Below are 9,479 nucleotides of genomic sequence, written 5' to 3'. Positions count from 1 at the left end.
TCCCTTTTCCCGCGGAAAAGGGATCTGGCCCCAGGCGTGCATGCCCGGCGAGCGGGTGGTGTCAGGGCGTATCGGCCACCAGCGCCAGCCAGCGTTCGATGGCGCGGCGGTCGCGCGCGGCCAGCAGCTTCGGGGCACGGGCGCGCAGCGCACCCAGATCGGCTTCGCGGATGGCACGGCGCACCTCCAGCAACGTACCGGGATGCAGGCTGAACTCGCTCAGGCCCAGCGCCAGCAGCAACGGGGTCATCCGCGCATCACCGGCCATCTCGCCGCAGACCGCCACCGGGATGCGGTGGCGTGCGCCGGTCTCGATCACCATCTGCAACAGCCGCAGCACCGCCGGGTGCAACGGTGAATACAACTCACCCAGCGCCTCGTTGTTGCGGTCGGCGGCCAGCAGGTACTGCACCAGGTCGTTGGTGCCGATCGACAGGAAATCGACCAGATCGATGAAACTCTCCAGCGCCAATGCCGCCGCCGGGACTTCGATCATCGCGCCCAGCGGCACGTGCTCGGACACCATATGGCCTTCGCTGCGCAGCTGTTCGCTCAGCTTGAGCATGCGCCGGCGCACCGCCAGCAGTTCCTCGCGGGTGCTGACCATCGGCACCAGCACGCGCAGCTTGCCGTAGGCCGAGGCGCGCAGGATCGCGCGCAGCTGGGTGTCGGCCACCTTGGGCCGTGCCAGCGACAGGCGCACGCCGCGCAGGCCCAGTGCCGGGTTCTCTTCGTTGCTCAGGGTCAGACCGGTACGATCGGCCTTGTCCGCACCCAGGTCGAGCGTGCGGATGGTCACCGGCCGGCCGCTCATGCCCAGTGCGGCATCACGGTAGGTCTGGAACTGTTCTTCTTCGTCCGGCAGCTCGTTGCGCTGCAGGAACAGGAATTCGGTGCGGTACAGGCCCAGCCCCTGCGCGCCCAGCGCATGCGCCTGGGTGACGTCCTCCAGCGATTCGGCATTGGCCAGGAGGGCAATGTCGACCTGGTCGCGGGTACGGCTGGGCTTGCTGCGCAGGCGGCCAAGCTCGCGCTGCTCGCGCGCGTGTTCCTTCAGGCGTGCGCGGTAGTCACGCAGGTTGTCGGCCAGCGGGTTGACGGTGATGCTGCCGTCGGCACCGTCGATGATCAGCACGTCGCCGTCGGCGACGCGGCTGAGCAGTTGCGGCACATTGACGATCAGGGGCAGGTGCAGGCTGCGCGCCAGGATCGCGCTGTGCGACAGCGCGCTGCCGGCGGCGGTGACGATGCCGACCACGCCCTGCGCCTGCAGCTGCGCCAGTTCGGATGGGGCGATGTTGTCGCAGACCAGGATCTCGCCGGCCAGGCCCTTCATCACCGGCGGGCGTTCGGGTTGCAGGAAGGCGTGGATGCGGCCGATCACATGGTCGAGATCGTCCATGCGGCTCTTCAGGTAGGCATCGTCCATGCCATCGAAGACCTTGGCCAGGCGGTCACGCTGCAGGCGCAGCGCGTAGCCGGCACTGTACGGGCCGCTGCGGATCAGTTCGTCCAGGCCATACAGCAGCTCGGGGTCGTCCAGCAGCAACGCGTGCAGGTCGAGGAACTCGCCCACTTCCTGGTTCAGTGCGCCATGCAGGCGCTGACGCAGTTCGTGCATTTCCGTACGCGCGGCATCCAGCGCACGGTGCAGGCGGGCCAGTTCGGCCTCGACCTGGTGGGCGGCCACGCGTTGCTCGGCCACTTCCAGTGCATGCGGCAGCCGCACGCGCGCCCGGCCCATCGCCGTTCCGCGCGCCGCGCCATGGCCGGCCAACAGCTGTACCGGCCGTTGGCCGGAAGGGAGCTGGCCGGCGCGTGCGCGTGGCACGCTCAGCTGTCCTCGTCGAAGCGGCGTTCGAACAGGCCGACCACCGCCTCCATCGCGGCGGCTTCATCTTCGCCGTTGATGCGCACGGTGACCGGAGTGCCCTGGCCGGCGGCCAGCAGCATCACGCCCATGATGCTCTTGGCGTTGATCTCACGGCCCTTGGCGGCCATGGTCACGTTGCAGCGGAACGGCGCCAGGGTCTGCACCAGCTTGGCGGTGGCCCGGGCATGCAGGCCCAGGCGGTTGCTGACGGTGAGTTCTCGTTCAAGCATCGTCGACTATCGCTCCATTACGGGTGCCCGCCGCGGCTGTGGCGGGCAGTTGATCCAGTCCCTGTTCCGGATAATTCATCACCCGCAGCAACATCGGCAGGCTCAGCGCCGACACCCGGCGAACCGGGGTCCCCAGCCGGGCCAGCTGCCCTGCAAGGTTGGCGGGGCTGGCGCCGTACAGGTCGGTCAGGATCAGCACGCCCTCACCACTGTCGACCCGCCGCAGGGCGGCCGAGGCGAGCGGGAGCAGGGCGTCCATGTCTGCGTCGAACGGTACTTCGAAAGCTTCGGTTTTCAGCGGCAATTGCCGCAGGAGCCGGGTCGCCACGTCAAGCAGGGCGGTCCCGACCCCGGGATGTGTTACGAGGAGAATGCCACAGGTCATTACTGCACGTTAACAGGTCAAGGTGAATCGGCGATAGCAGCAGATGAGGGGCACTGTGTCCCGTATTCAGCGTTATCGGGGTCAGAGCCCTTTTCCCCTGGAAAAGGGATCCGACCCCATGCGTTTTTCGATGCCTGGCAGCGATTCATCCACGCATGGTGTGGATCCATCGTGTCGACCAAGGTCGACACCTACCCACACCGCCCCGCCATGCCACGGAATGCCGCTTTTGCTGTTGCTGTTGCTGTTGCCGGCCAGCGGCCGGCACTACCGACGGGTGCCGGGCGCAGCCCGGCCGGCCCCCCTCAATCCTGTTCGCGGTGGTACGTCGCCACGTCCTGCCAGCCCATCTCGCGGGCATGCCGGGCCATGCGCTCGGCCAGGAACACCGAGCGGTGCTTGCCGCCGGTGCAGCCGAACGCCACGGTCACGTAGCTGCGGGTGCCATCACCCAGTTTCGGCAGCCAGGTATCGAGGAAATCCATCAGCTGGGCCAGGTAGCGCTGCACGTCCGGTTGCGCTTCCAGGTAGTCGCGCACACCCGGTTCGCGGCCGCTGAGCGCACGCAGGTCCGGGTCCCAGTGTGGATTGGGCAGCACCCGCGCATCGAACACGAAGTCCGCTTCGGCGGGTACACCGCGCTTGTAGGCGAATGATTCGAACAGCAGCGACAGGCCGGTGGCATGGTCCATCGCGAACTCGGTGATGATCCGCCGCCGCAGTTGGTGCACGTTGAGGTTGCTGGTATCGATCACCGCATCGGCCTCGCGGCGCAATGGCGCGGTCAGCTCGCGCTCGCGGGCGATCGCCTCGGGCAATGACAGGCCCAGCTGGCTCAGCGGATGGCGGCGGCGGGTGTCGGCATAGCGCTTGAGCACCGTTTCGTCGCTGGCCTCGAAGAACAGCACCTTCACTTCCACGCCGGCGTCGGTGGCCAGCTGCCGCCAGTCGCCCAGCTGGCTCAGGTCGGCCTGGCCGCGCACGTCGATGCCCACCGCCAGCCGGCGCGGCGCGCTGCCATCGTGGTTGGCCAGCAGGCTGCGCACGAAGTCCGGCAGCAGGTGGATCGGCAGGTTGTCCGAGCAGTAGTAGTCCTGATCCTCGAAGGTCTTCAGGGCGACGGATTTACCCGAGCCGGACAGGCCGCTGACGATGATCAGGGTCGGGGCGGAGGGGGTGGCGGTGCTCATGGACAGGCTCTTTGAGGGGCAGGGGAATCAGGGTGTTCGCCGTTCCAGCAGATTGCTGTGGCGGGCGATGAACATCGCTGCCGGATCAATGCCCTTGGTGCGCAGGATGTGCAGGCGGGTGGCGGCTTCGGTCAGCACGGCCAGGTTGCGGCCGGGCATCACCGGCAGGGTGATCAGCGGAACGTCGAGGTCCAGCACATGGCGGGTGCCCGAGTCGCCGGTCAGGCGCTCGTAGCCATGCGGGGTGGGTTCGGTCATCGGCTTGGTCAGGTGGACGATCAGCCGAAGGTACTTGTTCTTCTTTACAGCCGTGTCGCCGAACATCTCGCGCACATTCAGCACGCCCAGGCCGCGCACTTCCAGCAGGTCCTGCAGCAGTTCGGGGCAGGTGCCGTCGAGCACGTCCGGGGCGATCTGGGTGAATTCGGGCGCATCGTCGGCTACCAGGCGATGGCCGCGGCTTAGCAGCTCCAGCGCCAGCTCGCTCTTGCCCGACCCGGCCTCACCGGTGATCAGCACGCCGATGGAATAGATCTCCATGAACACGCCATGCAGGATCACCCGCGGCGCCAGCGTGCGCGCCAGGTGGTAGGACAGGTGGTTGAGCAGTTCGTGGCCGCGCTTGGGCGACAGCCACAGCGGTGTACCGGATTCATCGGCGGCCGCGCGCAGGTCTTCCGGGCACGCCTGGTTGCGGGTCAGCACCAGCGCCAGCGGATGCGACTGCATGATCTTCTCGATGGTCTCCCAACGCTGGCGGGGTTCCAGCGCGTCCAGCCAGGACAGTTCCTCGGTGCCCAGGATCTGCACCTTGTTGGGATAGATCGCATTGAGGTAGCCGGCCAGCGACGGACGCCGCGAGACCGTGTTGCCGGCCTCCAGCTCGCGTTTCTCACCGGATTTGCCAGCGGCCCAGCGCAGCCCCAGCCGCTCGCGCTGCTGTTCGAACAGTTCACGGGCGGTGATGCTGGTATTCATGCGGCACTCGCAGGTGGGGTCATGTCCAGCGCCTCGCGCAGCGACCGGGCATCGCCGGCTTCGCGCAGGGCCTGGCGGATGTCCGGTGCGGAAAACAGCTCGGCCAGCTCGGACAGCAGCATCAGGTGCTGGTGGGTGTAGTGGGCGGGGACGGCCATCGCGAACACCAGGTCCACCGGTTCGTCGCCGCCGAAATCGACCGGGGTCGCCAGTCGCAGCAGGGCGCCACGGGGGCGGTCCAGGGTCGGCGCGCGGCCGTGGGGAATGGCGATGCCGTGGCCGATCGCGGTGCTGCCCAGGGCTTCGCGCTGGCACAGGTTCAGATAGATCTGTTCGGCGTTGGCCTGGCGGCAGGCCAGCAACCCGGCGGCGGCCTGCAGGACGCTGTCACGGTCGGTGGCCGTGCAGAGCTGGGTCTGCACGGCCGCCAGGAGGTCAGTCAGGGGCATGTCTGCGGGGAACGGTGGCGATCAGCCACCATTGTCGCCCACCGGCAGCGGTGCGTGCTGCTGTTTTTTCTCCTTGTGCTTGATGACCAGGCGGTCAAGCTTGTCCGCAAGCAGGTCGATCGCGGCATACATGGTCTGGCCGCCGGCCTCGGCGTGCAGGGTCTGCCCCGGAATGTTGAGGCTGGCGTCGACGTGGTGTTCGGTCTTCTGCAGCTTGAGGGTCACCCGCGCTTCGCAGTGCTGGTCGAAGTGTTTTCCGATCCGGGCCAGCTTCTCCTCTACATAGGACTGCAGGGCCGGGGTGACTTCGACGTCTTTGCCAAACGTTTCGATGCGCATCGGGTTTCTCCTGTGTTCGGATGTGCCAATGAACCTCTCCGCCGGGCGCGGCGGCGCGTCAAGCGATTCTGACCCTTTCGTGCGAGGCGGAAATGTTCATGGCTTCACGATACTTCGCCACGGTGCGTCGCGCTACTGGAATTCCCGACGATTTGAGCAGGTCAGCCAGCTTGGCGTCAGAAAGCGGCTTGCGCGGGTTCTCGTCGTCGATCAGGCGGCGGATCATTGCCTGGATGGCCGTGCTGGACGCCTCGCCACCGCCTTCGGTATCGATGCCCGAGGCGAAGAAGGCGCGCAGCGGCAGGGTGCCGCGCGGCGTGCGCACGTGCTTGCGGGCGATCGCGCGCGACACTGTGGATTCGTGCAGGCCCAGCTCGGCGGCGATCTCGCGCAGGGTCAGCGGGCGCAGCGCCTGCTCGCCGAATTCGAGGAAGCCGGCCTGTTGCAGGATCAGGCTGCGCACCACCCGCAGCAGGGTTTCGCCGCGCTGCTGCAGGCCCTTCAGCAGCCAGCGCGCCTCCTGCAGCTGGCCGCGCAGGTAGCCGGCGTCGGCCTCGCCACAGCGGCGGATCAGCTGTTCGTAGCCACGGTGGATCACCACCTTCGGCCCGGCATGGGCCGGCAGCGCTGCGCGCCAGATGCCGTTCTGCCGCCACACCACCACGTCGGGCACCACATAGGTGTCCTGCGACAGCGGCGCGATCTGCGTGCCCGGACGCGGGTCCAGCGAGCGCAGCAGCGCGACCGCCGTCTCGACCTCGTCCAGCGGCTGTTTCAGTTCATGCGCCAGCCCGGAGACGCCACTGCGCGGCAGCCGTTCCAGCGGGCCTGCGGCAATCTGTCGCGCCAGCGCCAGCCCCGGCGTGTCGGCAGGCAACACGTCCAGCTGCAGCTGCAGGCACTCGCCGAGCGTGCGCGCGGCAACGCCGACCGGGTCGAAACGCTGGATGCGATGCAGCACCGCGAGGATTTCATCCTCACCGGCATGGACCGCCGGCAGCAGGGTTTCGGCGATGGTGGCCAGCGGTTCGCGCAGGTAACCATCGTCGTCCAGCGCATCGATCAGTGCAGCGCCGATGCTGCGGTCATGCGTGGAAAGATGCGACAGGTGCAGCTGCCACAGCAGGTGGTCGGCCAGCGTTTCGGTTTCCGCCACGCGCTCGGCGGCACTGCCGGTGTCATCGTCATCGTCGAAGCTGCCACCACTGCCGGCGGCACTCCAGTCGAGTTCGGCCGGCGCCCAGTCGTCGCCGTTGTCGGTGCGTTCGGCGGGCGCGTCGGCATCGGTGCTGTCGCTGGCCTCATTGGCGGCACTGCTGTCGTTGCTGTCGGCCCAGTCCAGCAGCGGATTGCTCTCCACGGCCTGGGCGATTTCAAGCTCCAGCTCGGTCGTGGACATCTGCAGCAGCTTGATCGCCTGCTGCAGCTGGGGCGTGAGCACCAGCTGTTGTCCCAACGATGTCTGCAGCCGAGTCTTCATGCCTGTGCCGAACGGAAGGAAAGGGACCCGGCGCCTGCGGTCACAGCTTGAAGGAATCCCCAAGGTAGACGCGACGTACGTCGGCGTTGTCCAGGATCGCCTCCGGCGAGCCCTGGGCCAGCACGGTGCCCTCGGCGAGGATATACGCGCGGTCGCAGATTCCCAAGGTCTCGCGCACGTTGTGGTCGGTGATCAGCACGCCGATGCCACGCTGCTTGAGATGGGTGACGATGCGCTGGATTTCACCCACCGAGATCGGGTCGACACCGGCAAACGGTTCGTCGAGCAGGATCAGGCGCGGCTGCGCGGCCAGTGCGCGGGCGATCTCGCAGCGACGACGTTCGCCACCGGACAGGCTGGCGCCGAGCTGGTCGGCCACATGGCCCAGCTGCAGTTCGTCGAGCAGGCTGTTCAATTCGCGTTCGCGGCCGGCCGAATCCAGGTCTTCGCGAAGCTCCAGTACCAGGCGGAGGTTGTCGGCCACCGTCAGCTTGCGGAACACCGACGGCTCCTGCGGCAGGTAGCCCACGCCCTGCTTGGCACGGGTGTACATCGGATCGCTGGTGATGTCCTTGCCGTCGAGCACGATGCTGCCGGCATCGGCGGCGACCAGGCCGACGATCATGTAGAAGCAGGTGGTCTTGCCGGCACCGTTGGGGCCGAGCAGGCCCACCACTTCACCGGCGTCGAGGGTCAGCCCGAAGTCCTTCACGACTTCGCGCTGCTTGTAGCGCTTGCGCAGGCCCTTGGCGACGAGCATTACTTCTTGCTCCCGGCCGGCTTGGCCGACGTGCTGGCCGGCGCCGCCGCCTTGGGCGTGGCCGCCGGCTGTGCCGCCGCGTTCTTGTTCTTCGGCGGAATGACGGTGCGCACGCGGCTGCCATCGCCACCGGAATTCATTTCGCCGCTACGGGTGTTGTAGACCATGCGCTGGCCGGCATTGGTGCCGCGCGCGCTGGTGACCTTGTAGTTGCCGGTCAGGGTGATGATCTCGGTCTTGATGTCGTAGTCGATGCGATCAGCCACCGCGTCCATCCAGGTGCCATCGTCGAGCTGCTGCTTCATCGTGGCCTGCTTGCCGGTGAACACCGCACGCACGGCCTCGCCGTCCTTCAGGTAGATCTCGGCTTCGGACGAGCGGATGTCCAGCGAGCCCTGGGTGACGGTCACGCCCTGCGAGAGCACGGTCTTGCCATCGCCGGTGAGCACGCCCGACTGCGCGCCGGAGTCGATGTTCATGTTCTCGTTGCGGTCGGTGGACTTGGCAAAGGCAGCGCTGGGAACAAGGAGACCGAGCGCGAGTACGGCTGCAAAGGGAATCTTCATCGGGGTCCGTTCTACCGGTGGGGCCGCCCGGGAAACCGGGGGCGGATGGGTGGGCTGCCTGCCTTGCGCCTGTCCGGGGACGTCGCAGGAGGGCGGCGGAATCAGCGTCGGGGCGTGTAACGGCCCTTGGACTGGCTGAGGAAATGATACGTGTTGTTCTTCGAATCCACCTCGAAGCCAACGCCGGACTGTTCCATGCCGGGGCGGGTCATGGTGACCAGCGCATCGGTGCGGGCACGGTTCTCCTTCGGGAACACGTCCAGGTGGTCGGTGCGGAAGGTGGTCGGCACCACGCCCGGATCGGCCGGGCTGTCGCCGGCGACATTGCCGCGCAGCTTCATCTGGTCGCCCTTGGCGCTGAGCCAGCCCGTCTCGGCACGCAGGGTCCAGTGCTTGCCATCCTTGTCCGGCATCTCGAACAGCGGCGTGGCGATGTTGATGGTCTGGTCGCCACGCTGGCGCTCCAGCAACGGTGCGCGCAGGGTGGTCGATTCCTTGCCGTGCTCATCCAGGGCGACGACCTGGAAGTCGTGCAGGACGTAGTCCACGCCGACATCCTGGCCGGCAGTGGCCGGACCCTTGTCGCGGTTGCGCAGGGCCGCCCAGCTGCTGAGCAGGGCCGCCAGCAGCAGGCCGATGCCGAGCAGGGTGCGCCAGTTCAGGCTCGGCAGGTTCATGCGCCGAACCTCGCCAGGACCGCGTCCACATGACCCTGCGCGGCCAGCAGGATGTCACACAGCTCACGGGCTGCACCACGTCCGCCGTCGGCGCGGGTCTGCCAATGCACGCGCTCGGCGATCCACGGGTGGGCGTTGGCCGGCGCCACCGCCAGGCCGACCGCGCCCAGCGGTGCCAGGTCCGGCAGGTCGTCGCCCATGAAGGCCACCTGCTCCAGACCGATGCCGTGCTGCGCACACAGCGCCTGCACGCTGGCCAGCTTGTCGCCCACGGCGATCTGGGTATCGATGCCGAGGTCGGCGCCGCGCCTGAGCGCGGACTGGCTGTTGCGCGCGGTGATCAGCACGGGGTGGATGCCGTGCTGCTGCAGCAGTTTCAGGCCCAGGCCATCCTGCACGAAGTACGCCTTGCTCTCGTTGCCGTCCTTGTCGTAGTACAGCCGACCGTCGGTGAGGGTGCCGTCCACGTCGAAGCAGGCCAGGCGGACGCGGGCCGCGGCGGCATGCAGGTGGGCGGGGAAGGCGGGCAGGGGGGACCAGGGCATCAGGGTG

12 protein-coding genes are annotated in these 9,479 nt (G+C 67.6%); all 12 read right to left on the bottom strand.

Annotated elements, in window-relative coordinates:
• Window positions 1–61 precede the first annotated feature (61 nt).
• Entirely contained in the window at window positions 62–1,831 is a 1,770-nt protein-coding gene (gene ptsP, locus AC5P53_RS12325; RefSeq protein ID WP_032958484.1) for a phosphoenolpyruvate--protein phosphotransferase, read from the bottom strand.
• Between the two features lie 2 nt (window positions 1,832–1,833).
• Window positions 1,834–2,103 (bottom strand): HPr family phosphocarrier protein, encoded by a 270-nt coding sequence (locus AC5P53_RS12320; protein WP_005408385.1) that lies wholly within the window; start codon window positions 2,101–2,103, stop codon window positions 1,834–1,836.
• The gene (locus AC5P53_RS12315; protein WP_032958481.1) at window positions 2,096–2,488 is read right to left on the bottom strand and encodes a PTS sugar transporter subunit IIA; all 393 of its coding nucleotides are present in this window, start codon (window positions 2,486–2,488) and stop codon (window positions 2,096–2,098) included. The genes AC5P53_RS12320 and AC5P53_RS12315 overlap by 8 nt, the downstream gene beginning before the upstream one ends.
• 305 nt (window positions 2,489–2,793) lie before the next feature.
• Window positions 2,794–3,678: an RNase adapter RapZ gene (gene rapZ / locus AC5P53_RS12310; RefSeq protein ID WP_014646231.1), complete on the bottom strand. Its 885-nt coding sequence runs from the start codon at window positions 3,676–3,678 to the stop codon at window positions 2,794–2,796.
• A gap of 27 nt (window positions 3,679–3,705) precedes the next feature.
• Window positions 3,706–4,656 (bottom strand): HPr(Ser) kinase/phosphatase, encoded by a 951-nt coding sequence (gene hprK / locus AC5P53_RS12305; protein ID WP_005408388.1) that lies wholly within the window; start codon window positions 4,654–4,656, stop codon window positions 3,706–3,708.
• Complete coding sequence (locus AC5P53_RS12300) at window positions 4,653–5,105, bottom strand: PTS sugar transporter subunit IIA (protein ID WP_495227395.1); 453 nt, start codon at window positions 5,103–5,105, stop codon at window positions 4,653–4,655. Before AC5P53_RS12300 ends, hprK begins: the two co-directional genes overlap by 4 nt.
• Before the next feature lie 21 nt (window positions 5,106–5,126).
• Complete coding sequence (gene hpf, locus AC5P53_RS12295) at window positions 5,127–5,444, bottom strand: ribosome hibernation-promoting factor, HPF/YfiA family (RefSeq protein WP_005415556.1); 318 nt, start codon at window positions 5,442–5,444, stop codon at window positions 5,127–5,129.
• A 58-nt stretch (window positions 5,445–5,502) separates the two neighbouring features.
• Window positions 5,503–6,924 carry an RNA polymerase factor sigma-54 gene (locus tag AC5P53_RS12290; protein ID WP_049441051.1) on the bottom strand — a complete coding sequence of 474 codons (1,422 nt, stop codon included), beginning with the start codon at window positions 6,922–6,924 and terminating at the stop codon, window positions 5,503–5,505.
• A 40-nt stretch (window positions 6,925–6,964) separates the two neighbouring features.
• Window positions 6,965–7,684: an LPS export ABC transporter ATP-binding protein gene (gene lptB, locus AC5P53_RS12285; RefSeq protein ID WP_005415558.1), complete on the bottom strand. Its 720-nt coding sequence runs from the start codon at window positions 7,682–7,684 to the stop codon at window positions 6,965–6,967.
• The gene (gene lptA / locus AC5P53_RS12280; protein ID WP_032959333.1) at window positions 7,684–8,250 is read right to left on the bottom strand and encodes a lipopolysaccharide transport periplasmic protein LptA; all 567 of its coding nucleotides are present in this window, start codon (window positions 8,248–8,250) and stop codon (window positions 7,684–7,686) included. The genes lptB and lptA overlap by 1 nt, the downstream gene beginning before the upstream one ends.
• A gap of 101 nt (window positions 8,251–8,351) precedes the next feature.
• Window positions 8,352–8,927: an LPS export ABC transporter periplasmic protein LptC gene (lptC, locus tag AC5P53_RS12275; protein ID WP_014646235.1), complete on the bottom strand. Its 576-nt coding sequence runs from the start codon at window positions 8,925–8,927 to the stop codon at window positions 8,352–8,354.
• Window positions 8,924–9,472, bottom strand: a complete 549-nt coding sequence (locus AC5P53_RS12270) for a KdsC family phosphatase (protein ID WP_014036245.1) — start codon at window positions 9,470–9,472, stop codon at window positions 8,924–8,926. The genes lptC and AC5P53_RS12270 overlap by 4 nt, the downstream gene beginning before the upstream one ends.
• Window positions 9,473–9,479: the final 7 nt, after the last annotated feature.

The sequence above is a fragment of the Stenotrophomonas sp. YJH_SMC_82 genome (assembly GCF_059368875.1).
Note: the sequence above shows the minus strand (reverse complement) of the source record. Positions and strands in the feature narration are given on the sequence as shown.

Bases quoted from the DNA above. Each gene is read 5' to 3' on its own strand.
- hpf (WP_005415556.1), bottom strand. From the start codon at position 5,444: ATGCGCATCGAAACGTTTGGCAAAGACGTCGAAGTCACCCCGGCCCTG.
- hprK (WP_005408388.1), bottom strand. From the start codon at position 4,656: ATGAATACCAGCATCACCGCCCGTGAACTGTTCGAACAGCAGCGCGAG.
- lptC (WP_014646235.1), bottom strand. From the start codon at position 8,927: ATGAACCTGCCGAGCCTGAACTGGCGCACCCTGCTCGGCATCGGCCTG.
- AC5P53_RS12320 (WP_005408385.1), bottom strand. From the start codon at position 2,103: ATGCTTGAACGAGAACTCACCGTCAGCAACCGCCTGGGCCTGCATGCC.
- AC5P53_RS12300 (WP_495227395.1), bottom strand. From the start codon at position 5,105: ATGCCCCTGACTGACCTCCTGGCGGCCGTGCAGACCCAGCTCTGCACG.
- AC5P53_RS12290 (WP_049441051.1), bottom strand. From the start codon at position 6,924: ATGAAGACTCGGCTGCAGACATCGTTGGGACAACAGCTGGTGCTCACG.
- lptB (WP_005415558.1), bottom strand. From the start codon at position 7,684: ATGCTCGTCGCCAAGGGCCTGCGCAAGCGCTACAAGCAGCGCGAAGTC.
- lptA (WP_032959333.1), bottom strand. From the start codon at position 8,250: ATGAAGATTCCCTTTGCAGCCGTACTCGCGCTCGGTCTCCTTGTTCCC.
- AC5P53_RS12315 (WP_032958481.1), bottom strand. From the start codon at position 2,488: ATGACCTGTGGCATTCTCCTCGTAACACATCCCGGGGTCGGGACCGCC.
- AC5P53_RS12270 (WP_014036245.1), bottom strand. From the start codon at position 9,472: ATGCCCTGGTCCCCCCTGCCCGCCTTCCCCGCCCACCTGCATGCCGCC.
- rapZ (WP_014646231.1), bottom strand. From the start codon at position 3,678: ATGAGCACCGCCACCCCCTCCGCCCCGACCCTGATCATCGTCAGCGGC.